Origin of the sequence: Pseudoselenomonas ruminantium (genome assembly GCF_900142515.1) — a bacterium.
Lineage (GTDB): Bacteria > Bacillota > Negativicutes > Selenomonadales > Selenomonadaceae > Selenomonas_A > Selenomonas_A ruminantium_D.
In genome coordinates this window covers 113,004-129,898 of the sequence record NZ_FRBC01000002.1, presented here as the reverse complement: position 1 = coordinate 129,898, position 16,895 = coordinate 113,004, and the positions used below count along the sequence as shown (strand labels likewise).

Here is a 16,895-nt window from a genome sequence, read left to right as displayed (position 1 = left end):
TTATAACTGCTATAATGTAAGGAAATGAGAAAAATGAGGTGGACAGATGAAACGTGAGGATATAGCCGGCATCCTGCAGGCCTATAAAGCGGGAAATTTGCCCGAGGACCAGGCTTTGGACAAGCTGGCAGAAATGCCATTTGAAGAGATGCGGTTTGCTGAAGTCGACCATCATCGGGAATTGCGGCAGGGCATGCCGGAGGTCATCTATGCCGCAGGCAAGACACCGGAACAAGTGCGGGATATATTTGCCTCGCTCTATGAGCATAGTGAGGGCAATCTGCTGGCCACCAGGGCAAATCGGGAACACTATGAAAAGGTGTTGGAGAAGGTGCCGGAGGCACAGTTTGATGAAATGGCCCGGGCGATATTCCTTGATCGGGACAAGAGCCTGGAACGGGATGAAAAGCACAATATCCTGATCATGACTGCTGGTACCAGTGATGTGCCCGTGGCAGAAGAGGCAAGGCTGACGGCTTATCTCTTCGGCAACAGTGTCCATACCTGTTATGATTGCGGTGTGGCGGGCATCCATCGGCTCTTTGCTCATCTGCCGGAAATCAAGGCAGCTAATGTGATCATCGTGATTGCCGGGATGGAAGGAGCTTTGGCCAGCGTGGTGGGCGGCCTGACCAACAAGCCGGTGATTGCCGTGCCCACCAGCGTAGGCTACGGCGCGTCGTTCCAAGGGGTAGCAGCTTTGCTCTCCATGCTCAACAGCTGCGCCATGGGCGTATCTGTGGTCAATATCGACAATGGCTTTGGGGCAGGTGCCCTGGCCAGCAAGATCAATAAACTGAGGTGACTTATGAAAGCGATATATTTGGATTGTTTTGCCGGTATCAGTGGCAATATGTTTTTGGGGGCTATGTTGCAGGCAGGTGTGCCTCAGGCCTATTTGGAAAAGGAACTGCAGAAGCTGCCTATGGCTGATGAATTTGCCCTGGAAGTTCGGGAAGTCATGCAAAAAGGCATCCATGCGCTTTATGTGGATGTAAAAATGACAGCTGCTGATCCTGTTCATCACGACCATCATGACCATCATGACCATCATCATGAGCACCATCATGTCCACCGCACCATGAAGGATATCCGGAACATACTGGAAGAATCAACCCTTTCTATGGCTGTGAAGCAGCAGGCGCTGGCTATCTTCACGGAGATTGCCCGGGCTGAGGGTAAAGTCCATGGCAAGCCTGTGGATGAAGTGGCCTTCCATGAAGTTGGCGCTGTGGACTCCATCGTGGATATTGTCGGTGCCGCAATCTGCCTCGATTATCTGGAGGTGGAGCGGGTGTTCGTGTCGAAACTCACTACGGGCAGCGGTTTTGTGCAGTGTGCCCATGGGATGATGCCGGTACCGGCTCCGGCGGTGGCCGAACTCTTGCTGGGCTGGCAGACGGAAACGGGCCTGGAGAAGAAGGAGCTGGTCACGCCTACGGGGGCCGGGATCGTAAGGGCTTTAGGCACCTACAGCGAGGGTCTGCCCAAAGGTTTCGTGGCTTCTGGTATCGGTTATGGTGCTGGTAGTCATGAGCTGGATATGCCCAATGTACTGCGGCTGTATTTTGGTGAATACAATGGCGTCACGGAAAGCAGGCTGGTGATCCTGGAAGCCAATATTGATGATATGAATCCGCAAATCTATGGCTATCTCTATGAAAGGCTCTTGGCTGCCGGTGCGTTGGATGTCTGGACTACGCCCATCTTCATGAAGAAAAACCGCCCGGCACAAACATTGTCTGTGCTGTTGGAGGAAGACAAGAAACAGGTTTGTGCCGGTATCATCTTTGCCGAGACCACCAGCATCGGCCTGCGGGTCATGCCGGTGGGTGAGCGGCTGGAAGCTGCTCGTCATATGGCCCGGGTGGAAACGAAATACGGACTGGTGAATTGCAAGGTCAGTGCCTGGCAGGGGCAGCTTTGCAGTGTGTCGCCGGAATATGAGGACTGCCGCAGGCTGGCGCAGGAACAGCATATTCCTCTGAAAAATGTCCAACAGGAAGCCTTGCGTGTCATCAATGACAGACTCGGAAATTAAGATAAGTTGCCCAAAATTTTGTTTGGGCAACTTTTTTTGCATGGAGAGGATTTGTCTGCATGGTTGGCGAATAAAGGCGAATATATAGAAATGTTCTGGGAGTTGTCAGGCGTGTGTTTGCCAATATGTGAGGAGTGATAGTATGGGAAAGACGATAAAGCTGGTGTTCTTGTTGATGATAGCAATGATCAGCCTGGGGTTGATGGGGTGTGGCGGGGATCAGGCAAGTTCCGGCCAGGTTTATTTCCTGCTGCACAATGATGCCGGCGCTGGTTTCAATGAAGATCTGAAGCAGGCTTTGGTGAACAAAGCAAAGGAGCATGGCGTGACCGTTGAGGTGCTGGATGGCAAAAGTGATTCGAATATGCAGCTGGATCAGATGAATCATGTCATTGCTGCTAAGGCTGGTGCTGTGGTAGTGGCGGCTGTGGATGGCGATGCCATCATTCCTGCCGTGAAGAAGGCAAACGAAGCCGATATTCCCATTATCCGAGTCAACCGGGATATCAATGATGGGAAATTTGTGTCCTGTATCTCGGATGACAAGGAAGCAGGCCGGATGCAGGGAGAGTTTATGGCTCAAAAACTGCCGCCAGATGCCAGGATAATCTATATGAGCGGTGAAATGACTCAGGGAGCGGCCATCAAACGTTGGGAAGGCTTCAAGGAAGCCTGTCTGGACAAGCGCCCGGATGTGAAACTGCTGGCTATGGCAGATTGCGGCTGGAACCGGGCGGATGCTTTGAAGCAGATGACGCTGTGGCTGAAGATATTCCCGCAGATCGATGGCATAGTGGGCGCTAATGATGAAATGGTGCTGGGCGCTATCCAGATACTCAAGGACAATAATCGCCTGAATGGTGTATGGTCCAGTGGGGTGGATGCTACAGATGATGCTTTGAAAGCTGTGCAGGCAGGTCTTATGAGCCAGACGGTCAAACAGGATGCCAAGGGACAGGGAGAAGGAGCTTGGCAGCTGGTGCAGGCAGCACTTACGGGGAATAAATCCTCCGCGGATGTAGTGGTGCCGTTTATGTCCATAACTTCGGATAATATCGGTCAATTCTTGAAATAAGGAAGGTGGCAGGATATGTTAAAGGATTTGGCAGTCAAGACAAAGATTCTGCTCCTGGCAGGAATGATGCTGGTCATCGTGGCTGTTGTGGCGATTGTCGGTGTCTATTCGAATAATGCGGCCAAACAGGCCTTGGATGATATGTATCATGATAATATCATGTCCTCCCAGTTCCTCAATGATGCCAATAACCGGGTGCGTACCATTGAGGTGGATGTTTCCTATATCGTTCAGCAGGATTATCCCAAGGAGTCCCGGCAGGTACTGCTCAATGATATTTTAGATCGTATCAAGGATATCCGCGGTGATGCGGAAGAACTCAAGAAACTGGAGCGCAGTGAGAAAGCGCAAAAGGCGCTGGCTGATCTAAGCCAGCACCTGGATACGGCCGAAAGCAAGGTAAAGGCCGTGTCCGGCATGGGCGATACCCCTGAGGATAAGGAAAAGATCATGGAAAATCTTGCCTCCACGAAGGTCATTGCCAGTAATTTGGCGATACTCACACCGGATAACGTGGCGCAGAGCAAGCTGCTGTTTGAAGAATTCAGCAAGGACTATGACAAAACCATCAAGGCCTTTATCGGCATTATTCTGCTGGGGTTGATAGCAGGGCTGGCTGTAGCCATGTTTATCGCCCGCAATATCGCTGCTCCCTTGCAGGATTCCGTTGGGCATCTTAATGCTGTAGCAGATGGAGACCTGACGCAGGAAGTGCCCGGGGAGCTGTTGGAGCGGCAGGATGAAGTGGGCATGGTGGTTCAGGCGTTGTCCCGCATGCAGCAATCCTTGCGGGGACTTTTGAAGAATGTCACCGTGGAAGCTGAGAACAGTGTGGATATGGTGACGGAAGTCCAGCAGCTGGTGGGGGATCTCAATAACAGTGCCTATGATATGTCAGCAGTTACCGAGGAGATGTCAGCAGGCATGGAAGAAACGGCTGCTTCTACCAGCAACCTGCAGAATCTCAGCGACAAGCTGCGAAACCGGATTCATGAAAGCGCGGATGAAGCGCAGAACAGTGAAAAGTACACGGAAGAAATCACCAGCCGGGCCAATGAGCTCAAAGCCGCAGTGGAGCATTCCAGCAGTGAAGCCCGCCGCATCTATGCCGATACCAAGACTTCTTTGGAAGAAGCCATCGAGTCGGCAAAGGTGGTAGATAACATCACATCCCTGACGCAGGAAATCACCGATATCGCGGAACAGACCAATTTGTTGGCGCTGAATGCTGCGATTGAAGCGGCCCGGGCAGGCGAATATGGTCGGGGATTTGCGGTAGTGGCTGACGAAGTGCGCAAATTGGCTGAGCAGTCCCACGATACTGCGGAGAAAATCCATACCCTGACCGGTCAGGTGACGGGCTCTGTGCAGAGTCTTTCCGATGGAGCGTTCAACTTACTGAACTTTATGGATAATAATGTGAATCATGACTATGAAATGCTCAATAAGACAGCTGTGCAATATCGGAATGATGCCAGCTATGTCAATGAATTCGCCCGCAAGAGCAGCACGACTGCCCAGCAATTAAGTGAGGCGGTGGAGGTCATCAGCAAGGCCATGGAAGAGATTGCCAAAGCCACCCATGAAGGTGCTATCGGCAATTCCACTGTGGCCGAAAAGGTTACGGTGGTAGCCAATAAGGCCAATGAGATTCTGGAGAAGATGAATATATCCCATCAGGGAGCAGAAAATCTCAAGCAACATGTCGCGAAATTCAAGGTATAAATGGTACGGGAGGAGGACTGTGGAAGCAGTCCTCTTTTGTAATAATTGTTTAATTTTCTTGCGCCAAGGGGTTGAATTTTATATAATATGAAAGGAACCTGAAAAAGAGGTTCTTTTATGTAAACATCTCAGGTGGTGAAACTATGAAGTCCCTTTTGAATGTGGGTATAGATGTGGGCTCCACGACCATCAAGTTGGTAGTGCTGGACCATGAGAAGAATATTCTCTACAAGAACTATGCCCGGCATTTTTCAGAAATTGGCAATGCGCTGCAGGAGAACCTGACGCAGTTGAAGTCCTTGGTAGGCGAGAAGAAATTCACCTTTGCGCTTACGGGTTCAGCCGGCATGGGCATTGCACAGCGTATTGGCCTGCCCTTTGTGCAAGAGGTTATTGCCTGTGCGGCGGCGGTGAAGAATCTCATTCCGCAGACGGATACCGTGGTGGAATTGGGCGGCGAGGATGCCAAGATCACCTACTTCGGCGAGGCGCCGGAACAGCGCATGAATGGCGTATGTGCCGGGGGCACCGGTTCTTTTATCGACCATATGGCTTCCCTGCTTTCGACAGATGCCACTGGCCTTAACGAGCTGGCGGCGAAAGGCAGGCAGATCTATACCATTGCTTCCCGCTGCGGCGTTTTTGCCAAGACGGATATCCAGGCTTTGATGAACGATGGTGCGGAAAAGGCCGATATTGCCCTGTCCATCTTCCAGGCCGTGGTCAACCAGACCATTGGCAATCTGGCGCAGGGGCGTCCGATTGATGGGCATGTGGCATTCTTGGGCGGCCCGTTGCATTTTTTGCCCGAATTGCGCAAACGTTTTATCGAAACACTCAAATTAGATAATGGCCATGTGGTCAGCGTGGATTATGGCAATTATTTCGTGGCCATGGGTGCGGCTCTGTCTGAGGAAGCGCAGGAAATCGACGTGGCCCGTCTGGAACAGGGCATTGCTCAGGCCAAGGCTGCGGCGGCTGGCGAAACCCGTAAAGCGGATTTTACCCTGTTTGCCAGCGAGGCGGAATACGCGGAATTCAAGGCCCGTCACGACAGGGATCAGGTAAAGCGGGGGGATTTCCAGAATTATCAGGGCCCGGTCTATGTGGGCATTGATGCAGGTTCCACCACCACCAAGATAACTGCTATTGGCAAAGACAAGGAGATTCTTTATACCTCCTATGGCAGCAATCAGGGGTCGCCGCTCTCCACCGTGGTGCGGGAGATGCAGGCCCTCTATCAGGCTATGCCGGACTCTGCCTATATTGCCAGCACCATGACCACGGGGTATGGCGAGGCCATTGTTAAGGCTGCGTTCCATGCGGACGGCGGCGAGGTAGAGACCTTTGCCCATCTGCGGGCGGCGCAGGAATTCTGTCCGGAGGTTACCTTCGTGCTGGATATCGGCGGTCAGGATATGAAGTGCTTCTTCGTCAAGGACGGCAGTATCGGCAATATCACGCTGAACGAAGCCTGCTCGGCGGGCTGCGGTTCCTTTATCCAGAACTTTGCCGAGGGCTTGTCCATGACACCGGCAGAGTTTGCCAAGAAGGCATTGAAGTCCAAGGCACCGGTGGATTTGGGCACCCGCTGTACGGTGTTCATGAATTCCAAGGTCAAGCAAGCCCAGAAGGAAGGCGCTGAGGTGGCGGATATCTCCGCTGGTATCGCCTTTTCCGTCATCAAGAATGCGCTGTTCAAGGTCATGCAGCTCAAGGATGTGCGGGAACTCGGCGACCATATCGTTGTGCAGGGGGGCACGTTCTATAATGATGCCGTGCTGCGCTGTATGGAAAAGCTGCTGGACAGGGAGGTTATCCGTCCCGATATCGCCGGCCTTATGGGGGCTTATGGTGCTGCTATCCTGGCGTTGGAAAGCGGTCAGGAGCGATCGGCTATCCTGCCCTTTGACAAATTGCAGGAATTCCATGTGGACACCAGCTCTTACCGTTGCAAGGGCTGCGGCAACAGCTGCCTGATCACCATGCAGAAATTCCCCGATGGGGGCAAATACTTCACGGGCAACCGCTGTGAGCGGGGCATTGGCGGCCAGAAGCAGACCGAGGAAGAGACACCCAATATCTATGCCTATAAGTACAAGCGAGTCTTCAAATACTACCGGCCGTTGGAACATCCGAGCCGGGGCACCATCGGCATCCCGCGCGTGCTCAATATGTATGAGGATTATCCCTTCTGGTTCACGTTCCTGACCTTCCTGGGGTATCGGGTGGAACTGTCGGGTAAATCCAGTGCAAAGATGTATTATAAGGGCATGGCCACCGTGCCCTCGGATTCCCTTTGCTATCCTGCCAAGATTACCCATGGTCATATCATGGATTTGGTAGAGAAGGGCATCAAGAAGATATTCTATCCCTGTGCTCCTTACAATATGGAGGACGAGGTGCATGATTCGGACAATCATTTCAACTGCCCGATTGTGGCGTCCTATGCTGAAAATATCCGGGGCAATATGGATGTGCTGCGGCAGGAAAACATTGACTTCATCCAGCCCTTTGTTCCCATTCACGATAAGAAGCGCCTGATTGCCCGCCTGTATGAAGAATTGGGCAAAAAAGAAGGCATCAGCAGGCAGGAAATCGCTGGCGCGGTGGAAGCAGGTTATGTGGAAATCGCCCATTACCGGGATGATGTGCGGGAATACGGCAAGAAGATTCTGGAGCATATCGAACGCACCGGCCAGCAGGCTATCATGCTGGTGGGGCGTCCCTATCATGTGGACCCGGAAATCAACCATGGCATTCCCGAGATGATTCAGTCCTACAAGCTGCCTATCCTGTCGGAAGATGCGGTCTATCATCTGCCGGTCAAGGCCCAGCGCTTGCAGGTGGTCAATCAGTGGAGTTACCATGCCCGCCTGTATCATGCGGCGCAGTTCGTGGCGGAGCATCCGAACCTTACCCTGATTCAGTTCAGCTCCTTTGGCTGCGGCCTCGATGCCCTGACCACGGAGCAGGTCAAGGATATCCTGGAGAAACATCAGCGCATCTACACCATGATCAAGCTCGATGAAGTATCCAACCTCGGCGCAGCCCGTATCCGCCTGCGTTCCCTGATGGCGGCGTTGGCTCGCAAGAAGCCTGTGGCCTATCGGGCTGTGGCGGAGATTGAGCGCCCGCATTTCAACGAGGAGTGCAAGAAGACGCATACGGTATTGGCTCCCCAGATGGCGCCTATCCACTTCGAGCTGTTCAAGACGGTGCTGCAGAAGCATGGTCTCAAGGCTGTGATTCCGCCTATGCCGGATAAGCATGCCATTGATACAGGCCTGCGGTATGTGCATAACGATATGTGCTATCCCGCTATCGTGGTTATCGGCCAGCTGATTTCCGCCTTGAAGGATGGCCTTTGCGACCCCGACCATACCAGCATCATGCTGTTCCAGACCTGCGGTGCCTGCCGGGCCACGAACTATCTCAGCGTCCTGCGGCAGGCATTGAAGCATGCCGGTTTCCCGCAGGTGCCGGTATTCGCCGTCCACGGCCTCAAGGAGGAAACGGATTCCTTCCATATGGGCCGGAGCATGCTGGTGGATGCCATCAAGGCAGCAGTGTATGGTGATACGCTGATGAATGTGCGCAACCGCACCATGCCTTATGAGATCACCAAAGGTTCTACCAAGGCACTCTTTGACAAGTGGATGGAACGGGCCAAGGAAGAAATCGTGCGGGGCAATTACTTCCGCTTCCGCAACAATATCAAGGCCATGGTCAGGGAATTCGACCATCTGCCCGTGCAGGAAGACCTCTGGAAGCCCAAGGTGGGCATCGTGGGGGAAATCCTCGTGAAGTATCATCCTGTGGCCAATAACCATATCGAGAAGGTACTCATGGATGAAGGGGCCGAAGTGGTTATGCCGGACTTTGTGGACTTCTTCCTTTATTCTGCCTATGATGCCATTGCCAAGCGGAATCTGCTGGCGGGCTCTTACAAGGAAGAGGTATTCGGCAAGATGTTCATCAAGATGATTGAATTCTTCCGCCGTCCCATGAAGAAAGCTTTGCGGGAAAGCAAACACTTCCTGCCGCCCCAATCCATTTATGACACGGCGAAACTGGCTTCCCGCCATGTAAGCCTGGGCAATATGGCCGGCGAAGGCTGGTTCCTGACCGGCGAGATGGTCAAGCTTATCGACGAAGGTGTGCCCAATGTGGTCTGCCTGCAGCCCTTCGGCTGCCTGCCCAACCATATCACGGGCAAAGGCGTCATGCACGAATTGCGCAACGCCTACAAGGGCGCCAACATCACCGCTATCGACTGCGATGCCGGTTCCAGTGAAGTCAACCAGCTCAACCGCATCAAACTCATGCTGGCCGTGGCTAAGGAACGCGGCCCTCAGCAGGAGAAGAAAGAACATAAAGAGGCGTTAAGCCATTAAAAAACAGATTGACCAGTCAGATTTTTGACTGGTCAATCGTGTATCTGCATTAAGGAGTGAAGAAGATGAAAAAGCTGACCTTTGTATGTTATCCTCGCTGTACTACCTGTCAAAAGGCACAGAAATGGCTGATGGAGAAGGGGATTGCCATTGATGTCCGGGACATAAAGGAAAACAACCCCACAGAAGCAGAACTGCGTAAGTGGCATCAGCTAAGCGGCTTGCCATTGAAACGCTTCTTCAATACCAGTGGCCTGAAGTACAAGGAACTGGCCTTAAAAGATAAGTTGCCCGCCATGAGCGAGGACGAGCAGTACAAGTTATTGGCCACAGATGGCATGCTGGTAAAGAGACCTATATTGGTTGGGGATAATTTTGTGCTGGTGGGCTTCAGGGAAAAAGAGTGGCTGGAAAAGCTGTAATATTGACAAATTGATGTTAGAAAAAGGGAATGACAGGCCGCTGGTCTTGTCATTCCCTTTTTGTTTTTGTGGGGGGATATGGACATGGGTCATCTGTGATGCCCAAAAGGTAATCTATGCTTGTATGATGGAATTCTGCTAGTTGAATGAGGACTTCGGTGGGAATATCGCGCGAACCAGTCTCGTAGTAAGAATATGATACCTGAGAGCAGTGCAGGTATTCGGCCAGTTCTCGCTGTTTTAAATCTTTGTCCTCACGAAGGGCGCGTATACGAGGATAGGTCATAGTGTATCATCCTGTCTAGTGCTTTTTGATAAGGAAAGTATAACTAAAACAGAATGTTATATTGATTTTTAAAACAAAACGTTTTATACTATTCGTAGTGATGCTGGATATTATGCGAAAAAACTGAACAAAATGAATGGTGGGAAAATTATTTTGTGGAATCCGTTTATTTGGGAGTGGGTAGTTCAGTGATTTAGGAGGTGTCAGGTTATGAAGAGCGTGGTATGTATTTTTATGAACGTCATGTTACTATTAGGTGTTATATCTATTTCTGGGGGAGCTGTTGCAAGTGCAGCAACTTTGGTATGTACAAAATGCGATGTTCAATATAATGATAGAGAATTGATAGCAGAAGGCAAGGGCAAAGAAAACTGTTCGCAAGGGGGAAAACACTTCTTTCGCCCAATAATGTCTCCAGCGCCGGAAACTAAGAATAGTTTTAAAATGGTAGTAAGGCAGATGCAAGGGGATTGGTATAATAAAAAGGGTACATGTATAAGCGTCAAGAATAATTACTTCAATGGCTGTCGTATACTTGATGTTGGCGAAGTGGCCGGTGGTGGCAGTAATTTTGGTACTGACTTGTATTTGGACGAAGCAGAAGGGGCGCGTAAATTGAGGGTTAGCGTGCAAATAAGTCCAGAGGCGGGAAATGAAACTTTTTCCGATGGTACGCAAACTCCTAGAATAGTCATTAACAATGTAGCCTATTACAAAAGGTAAGCAGGTTCAAAGAAATAGAATTGGTAATGCACACTCCTGAGTAAATGTTAAAAGTATGAAGATGAAAAAAGATTTCTCATTCGCCTTATTCGAGTTTCAAACGATAATAATGTGTTTTTTCCTGTCTGTCGACAATCAACAAGTCGGCAGGCAGTTTTTTTAGGTGGGTATAGATGGTGTTTTCGCTTTTATGCAGGGTTTGGGTAATATCCGTCATGGCAATGCCGTTAGGAGCGAAGATGGTGGCCTGCAGCAGCAGGTCACAGAGGGAAAGTGTAGTCTTGTTGGTAAGACCAAGCAGAGACAGCTGGGCAGTAGCTTCGCAATAGCGCTGGTATTTATCCTGCAGGCTGTTGGTGGTATGGATGATAGCAGTTTGTGTGAATTCCAGCATGCCGATGATAAAGGGGGTCAGGTCGCCGCGGTTGATGTCAGAGTCGGTAATGGTAAAAAGTTCATAGTATTTTTTTCGCTGGGATTTTAATAGCACGGAAAGTTGCAGGGCAACGGCCGGATGCAGCTTTTGGGCAAGAAAATAGGCCGTGATGAAGCGGGAGAGGCGGCCATTGCCGTCATAGAAGGGATGAATATAACCGAAAAAGTAATGGAAGATGGCCACCCGGATAAATATGGGAATGGTGTGGTCGTTCAGAATTGCCAAGGCTGTATCCATATGACAGATGATTTCATCTTCGGGGAAAATGCCACGATGAACAGTCTTTTGGGAAGCGGATACGACATCCACACTGCTTTGGCGGAAGATTTTGCCGTCGGGGAGATTGTGAGGATTGTCCCGGTTGATTTCATCAGCCATCAGTTCATCGAAAAGCTGGCGGATGTCCGGACTGCAGTTCAGTACCAGCTGTTCGCCACGGATGATTTGTTCGTATTTGTCTACCAGACTGCCTAAGCGGTAATTGCTGCGGGCAGAAGTTGGGAGATTCAGGGCAGTCAGTATTTCTTTGCGGGTGCTGCGGACGCCCTCGATGTCGTTGGTGGATTTTATCTCTTCAATGAGACTGGCACGCAGATAATGAGGCATGGCAAAGGCTGGAAGCTTATGGGCAATGTCAAAGAAGCTGCGGAAGGCGCTCATGATCTTATCCTGCAGGACAGCGATTTCCTCTGTATAGCAAAAGAAGGCAGGATTGCTGCGGGAGCGGCCATATTGCTTGATGGACAGAGAGAGCTTTCGGGCGGAAGGACTGTTTAGCCTTTGCTGATAGGTGTCTTCCCATTCCTGGTTGCGTTTGTAATATATATGATGCAGTGATTCATAATCCATGATTAAACCCTCCAAAAGTTTTATTTTTGAGGAGATAAAATTTTTCAACCTCAAAAATCGCGAAAATTGAGGTTGTATAAATTATAGCATAGATTTCACGACAAACAAGCAAAACATAAATCAAGGACACATGTCCTAAAAATCATTGACAGGTCAAAAAAATCTCGTTATTATGGAATAGTCGGAAGGGAACTTTTCAAAGTTCCGCAACATCTTTATATTTTTATGGGAGACGATAAAATCCATGAAAACCTACAAACCTTTCAAATCCGGTAAAGTTCGTGAAGTCTATGAGGCTGATGACAGCATCATTATGGTGGCAACAGACCGTATTTCGGCTTTTGACCACATACTGAAGAACAAGATCACGGATAAGGGCGCAGTGCTTACCCAGATGTCCAAGTTCTGGTTTGATTTCACGAAGGACATCATTCCGAACCATATGCTGTCGGTGGACAATGCCGATATGCCGGAGTTCTTCCAGCAGGAAGAGTTCCTCGGGAGCAGCATGAAGTGCAAGAAGCTGCACATGATTCCGATGGAATGCATCGTGCGTGGCTACATCACGGGCAGCGGCTGGGAAAGCTACAAGGAAAACGGCACTATCTGCGGTATCAAGCTGCCGGAAGGCCTGCAGGAATCCCAGAAACTGCCGGAACCGATTTTCACGCCGAGCACCAAGGCTGAACTGGGCGACCACGATGAGAACGTCTCCCTGGAACAGGGCGCTAAGGTTTTGGAAAAGGAATTCCCGGGTCATGGCATGGAATACGCGGAAAAGATTCGCGATTACACTATTGCCATCTACAAGAAGTGCGCTGAGTATGCATTGACCAAGGGCATCATCATTGCTGATACGAAGTTTGAGTTCGGTGTGGATGAAGAAGGCAATATCGTACTGGGTGATGAGGTATTGACGCCGGACAGCTCCCGTTTCTGGCCGCTGGAAGGTTATGAGGCAGGCAAGAGTCAGCCGTCCTATGACAAGCAGTTCGTGCGTGATTGGCTGAAGGCTAATCCGGACAGCGACTTCAATTTGCCGCAGGATGTTATTGATAAGACGATTGCTAAATACAAAGAAGCGTATACGCTTCTTACTGGTAAAGAATTATAAGCTAGGCCGTCCTTTTCTTTGGCGCTGGGCTACGGGTTCGCTTTATTGTTTCGAGGTATTCCGGAGCCTTCCCCTTTGGGGAAGGTGGCACGCGAAGCGTGACGGAAGAGGTTATACAAGCAGTATTTTAGGAAAGGAGCAAGTATTTTAATGAAAGCAGCAATCATTATGGGCAGCGATTCGGATTGGCCGATCCTGAAGCCGGCGGCGGATATTTTGAAGCAGTTTGGCATCGAGGCTGAGGTCGTGGTGGCGTCTGCACATCGTACGCCGGCCAAGGTGCGTGAGTTTGTACTGTCTGCACCGGAGAAGGGCATTGGTGTATTTATCGTGGCGGCAGGTGCGGCTGCGCATTTGGCAGGTGTGGTGGCCAGCTATACTACTCTGCCGGTTATTGGTGTGCCCATCAATGCTACGGCTTTGAATGGTATGGATGCCCTGCTGAGCACGGTACAGATGCCATCGGGGGTTCCTGTGGCTACTATGGCCATCAACGGCGCGAAGAACGCGGCGATTTTTGCCGTGCAGATTTTTGCCGTGTCCAATCAGGAACTGGCTGGCAAGCTTGCGGCTTACCGCGAGAAGATGGTAGAAGATGTGGAGAAGAAGGCAGCCCGCGTTGCTGCGCAGCTTTGACCTGCGCGCTTTGCGGACTGCTTTTCTTGTGCGAATTAGAGATAAAAGTGAGAGATAAACATAACCATGTATGAAAATGGCTATAACTTAGAACCGAAATGGAAAGAGGAGTGCGGTGTTTACGGAGTGTTCTCCCGCACCGAGGATGTGTCCGGGCTGACCTATCTGGGGCTCTATGCCTTGCAGCACCGCGGGCAGGAAAGTGCGGGCATCGCCCTGACGGATGGTGCCTGGATGGACGTGACCAGAGGCATGGGCCTTGTCAATGAGGTGTTCCGCCATCAGGTGCCCCATATGGAAAATCAGTGCATTGCCATCGGCCATGTACGCTATTCCACCACGGGGTCGAGCCTCCTGTGCAACACCCAGCCTTTGATGGTCAATTATGCAGGCGGCAAGATTGCACTGGCCCATAACGGCAACCTGACCAATGCGGCCGAAATTCGCCATGACTTGGAGCAGCAGGGCACGATTTTCCAGACTTCCATTGACTCTGAAGTGTTCGTGAACCTTATTGCCCGTTCCCGCAAGGAAACCGTTGAGGAAAAAATCATCGAGAGCCTGAAGAAAATCAAGGGTGCCTACTGCCTGACCATCATGACGGAGGACAAGCTTATCGGTGCCCGTGACCCGCAAGGCTTCCGCCCCTTATGCCTGGGCAAGACGGAAGAAGGCAGCTATATCCTGTCTTCGGAAAGCTGCGGCCTTGATGTGGCTGGTGCCGAGTTCGTCCGGGATATTGCGCCGGGCGAGATGGTGGTTATCGATGATAATGGGGTAAAATCCTATCCGTTTGCCATGGATGAGAAGAAGGCTTCCTGCATTTTCGAATACATTTACTTTGCCCGTCCGGATTCGGTGATTGACGGTCAGAGCGTCCATGACGCCCGTTTTATGATGGGCCGGGTGCTGGCCAGAGAGTCCGGCTTCAAGGGTGATATCGTGATTTCCGTGCCGGACTCCGGTACCACGGCGGCTACGGGTTTTGCTTATGAGTCCGGGATTCCCTTTGTGGAAGGGCTCATCAAGAACCGCTACATTGGCCGTACCTTCATCCAGCCCACCCAGAAGAAGCGCGATACCAGCGTGAAGCTCAAGCTCAACGCCATCCGCTCCGTGGTGGAAGGAAAGTCGGTCATCATGGTGGATGACTCCATCGTGCGCGGCACCACCAGCGGCAAGATTGTCAAGATGCTGCGGCAGGCCGGGGCCAAAGAAGTGCATATGTGCATCAGCAGCCCGCCGATTGGCTATCCCTGCTATTACGGCATCGACACTTCCGTGCGCAAGGAACTGATTGCCGCCACCAAGAGCGTGGAGGAAATCCGCCAGTTCATCGGTGCGGACAGCCTGCACTTCCTGTCGCTGGAAGGCCTGAAATCCTGCGTATCGGCAGTCAATGCGGACGATATGTGCTACGCCTGCTTCAACAGTGCTTATCCTATCGCTGAAGGGGAAAAGCCGGCTGGCGACAGCAAATACGTGTTTGAACAACCCAAGGCAAAGTAAAAAGTGAGGAACAAGAGGAACATGACGGAAAAACTTACCTATAAAGATGCCGGTGTGGATATTGATGCGGGCAACCGTTCTGTAGAGCTCATCAAGAACAGCGTCCGGGCTACCTACCGCCCGGAAGTGCTTGGGGATTTGGGCGGCTTTGGCGGCCTCTTTGCCCTGAACAGCGGCAAGTACAAGGAGCCGGTGCTGGTTTCTGGCACCGACGGCGTGGGCACGAAGCTCAAGCTGGCCTTCATGCTGGACAAGCATGATACCATCGGTCAGGACGCCGTGGCCATGTGCGTCAACGATATTCTGGTGCAGGGGGCGGAACCCCTGTTCTTCCTGGATTATCTGGCCGTGGGCAAATTGCTGCCGGAACAGGTGGCTGATGTGGTGACTGGCGTGGCTGGTGCCTGCAAGGAGTCCGGCTGTGCTTTGATTGGCGGCGAGACGGCGGAGATGAACGGCTTCTACCCGGAAGGGGAGTATGATATCGCCGGCTTTGCTGTAGGTGTGGTGGAAAAGAGCAAGCTGATTACCAGTGCCAAGGTAAAAGAGGGCGATGTGATTCTCGGTCTGCCGTCCTCCGGCGTGCATTCCAACGGCTATTCCCTCGTGCGCCGCATTGTCTTTGACCACAAGGGCTTCAAAGGCGACGAATACATGGAAGAGCTGGGCAAGACCATTGGCGAGGAACTTCTGACGCCGACCCGGCTTTATCCGAAATCCTGCCTGCCCCTGATTGAGAAATTTGACATCCACGGCATGGTGCATATCACGGGCGGCGGTTTCTATGAGAATATTCCCCGTGCCCTGCCGGAAGATTTGGCTGTGGAAATCGACACGAGCAAATGGGAAATGCCTGCCATCTTCCGTCTCTTGCAGCAGTGGGGCAATGTGGACTGGCCGGAAATGTACCGCACCTTCAATATGGGTATCGGCATGATCCTGATTGTGTCTGCGGAAGAAGCAGAAGCCGTCAAGGCACATCTGCAGTCTGCTGATGAGACGGTCTATGAAATCGGCAAGGTGGTCAAAGGTAATCATGATGTAACGTTGCAGGGCGGTGTGTTCGTTGGCTAAGGAAAAATTAGGTGTTCTTTGTTCCGGCCGCGGCACGGATTTGCAGTCTATTATCGATGCCATTAAGGTGGGCAAGGTTCTGGCCGAAATCGCCATCGTGCTGACGGATAAGGAAGCATACGCGTTGGAACGGGCCAGAAAGGCCGGCATCGAGGCAGTATGCGTTGACCGCAAGCAGTTTGATGGTCGTGAGCCCTTTGAAAAGGCCTTGATTGAAAAGCTCGAAGCCGCTGGTGTCACTCTCGTGGTGCTGGCAGGCTTCATGCGTATCCTGACGCCGTATTTCGTGGGCCATTTTGCCGGGCGCATCATGAATATCCATCCGGCCTTGCTGCCCAGCTTCCCGGGGGCGCATGCACATCGGGATGTGTTGGCCTACGGCGTGAAGGTCAGCGGCTGTACCGTGCATTTCGTCGATGAAGGCACGGATTCCGGCCCCATCATCATGCAGGCGGCAGTGCCAGTGCTGGATGATGATACGGAAGAAACTCTGGGCGCCCGGGTGCTCAAAGAGGAACACCGGATTTATCCCGAATGTATCCGGCTCTACTGCGAAGGTAAATTGCAGGTAGATGGCCGCAAAGTGACGATTTTAGAATGAGAAGCTG

At 51.5% G+C, this 16,895-nt stretch carries 14 protein-coding genes; 12 read left to right on the top strand and 2 right to left on the bottom strand.

What is annotated here, in order from left to right; all coding sequences use genetic code 11:
- Positions 1-46 precede the first annotated feature (46 nt).
- From larB to BUB68_RS01565, 6 genes are all read left to right on the top strand, one after another.
- The gene (larB, locus tag BUB68_RS01590; protein ID WP_073088061.1) at positions 47-805 is read left to right on the top strand and encodes a nickel pincer cofactor biosynthesis protein LarB; all 759 of its coding nucleotides are present in this window, start codon (positions 47-49) and stop codon (positions 803-805) included.
- Positions 806-808: 3 nt separating this feature from the next.
- Complete coding sequence (gene larC / locus BUB68_RS01585; protein ID WP_073088060.1) at positions 809-2,041, top strand: nickel pincer cofactor biosynthesis protein LarC; 1,233 nt, start codon at positions 809-811, stop codon at positions 2,039-2,041.
- Positions 2,042-2,183: 142 nt separating this feature from the next.
- A complete protein-coding gene (locus BUB68_RS01580) occupies positions 2,184-3,116 on the top strand; it encodes a sugar ABC transporter substrate-binding protein (RefSeq protein WP_073088059.1) in 933 nt (310 codons plus the stop codon).
- 15 nt (positions 3,117-3,131) lie between these two features.
- On the top strand, positions 3,132-4,841 hold the full coding sequence (locus tag BUB68_RS01575) for a methyl-accepting chemotaxis protein (protein ID WP_073088058.1): 1,710 nt from the start codon (positions 3,132-3,134) through the stop codon (positions 4,839-4,841).
- A gap of 143 nt (positions 4,842-4,984) precedes the next feature.
- Positions 4,985-9,238, top strand: coding sequence for a 2-hydroxyacyl-CoA dehydratase (locus tag BUB68_RS01570; protein WP_073088057.1), 4,254 nt, complete (start codon positions 4,985-4,987; stop codon positions 9,236-9,238).
- Positions 9,239-9,303: 65 nt separating this feature from the next.
- A complete protein-coding gene (locus BUB68_RS01565; protein WP_218587668.1) occupies positions 9,304-9,660 on the top strand; it encodes an arsenate reductase family protein in 357 nt (118 codons plus the stop codon).
- Positions 9,661-9,709: 49 nt separating this feature from the next.
- Here the strand turns inward: BUB68_RS01565 and BUB68_RS01560 are convergent, their stop codons facing one another.
- Complete coding sequence (locus BUB68_RS01560) at positions 9,710-9,946, bottom strand: helix-turn-helix domain-containing protein (RefSeq protein WP_073088056.1); 237 nt, start codon at positions 9,944-9,946, stop codon at positions 9,710-9,712.
- Between the two features lie 210 nt (positions 9,947-10,156).
- Here BUB68_RS01560 and BUB68_RS01555 point away from each other — a divergent pair, with 210 nt between their 5' ends.
- Positions 10,157-10,669 (top strand): hypothetical protein, encoded by a 513-nt coding sequence (locus BUB68_RS01555; RefSeq protein ID WP_073088055.1) that lies wholly within the window; start codon positions 10,157-10,159, stop codon positions 10,667-10,669.
- Positions 10,670-10,754: 85 nt separating this feature from the next.
- Here BUB68_RS01555 and BUB68_RS01550 read toward each other — a convergent pair whose 3' ends face one another.
- On the bottom strand, positions 10,755-11,954 hold the full coding sequence (locus BUB68_RS01550; RefSeq protein WP_073088054.1) for a Fic family protein: 1,200 nt from the start codon (positions 11,952-11,954) through the stop codon (positions 10,755-10,757).
- Between the two features lie 244 nt (positions 11,955-12,198).
- On the opposite strand from BUB68_RS01550, the gene BUB68_RS01545 reads away from it, so the two are divergent.
- The 5 genes from BUB68_RS01545 to purN all read left to right on the top strand — a co-directional run bounded on the left by BUB68_RS01545 (position 12,199) and on the right by purN (position 16,888).
- Positions 12,199-13,068, top strand: coding sequence for a phosphoribosylaminoimidazolesuccinocarboxamide synthase (locus BUB68_RS01545; protein WP_073088053.1), 870 nt, complete (start codon positions 12,199-12,201; stop codon positions 13,066-13,068).
- A 150-nt stretch (positions 13,069-13,218) separates the two neighbouring features.
- Positions 13,219-13,704, top strand: a complete 486-nt coding sequence (gene purE, locus BUB68_RS01540) for a 5-(carboxyamino)imidazole ribonucleotide mutase (RefSeq protein ID WP_073088052.1) — start codon at positions 13,219-13,221, stop codon at positions 13,702-13,704.
- A gap of 66 nt (positions 13,705-13,770) precedes the next feature.
- Positions 13,771-15,213: an amidophosphoribosyltransferase gene (purF, locus tag BUB68_RS01535; protein WP_073088051.1), complete on the top strand. Its 1,443-nt coding sequence runs from the start codon at positions 13,771-13,773 to the stop codon at positions 15,211-15,213.
- 21 nt (positions 15,214-15,234) lie between these two features.
- A complete protein-coding gene (gene purM / locus BUB68_RS01530; RefSeq protein ID WP_073088050.1) occupies positions 15,235-16,287 on the top strand; it encodes a phosphoribosylformylglycinamidine cyclo-ligase in 1,053 nt (350 codons plus the stop codon).
- Positions 16,280-16,888, top strand: coding sequence for a phosphoribosylglycinamide formyltransferase (gene purN / locus BUB68_RS01525; RefSeq protein WP_073088049.1), 609 nt, complete (start codon positions 16,280-16,282; stop codon positions 16,886-16,888). The genes purM and purN overlap by 8 nt, the downstream gene beginning before the upstream one ends.
- Positions 16,889-16,895 lie beyond the last annotated feature (7 nt).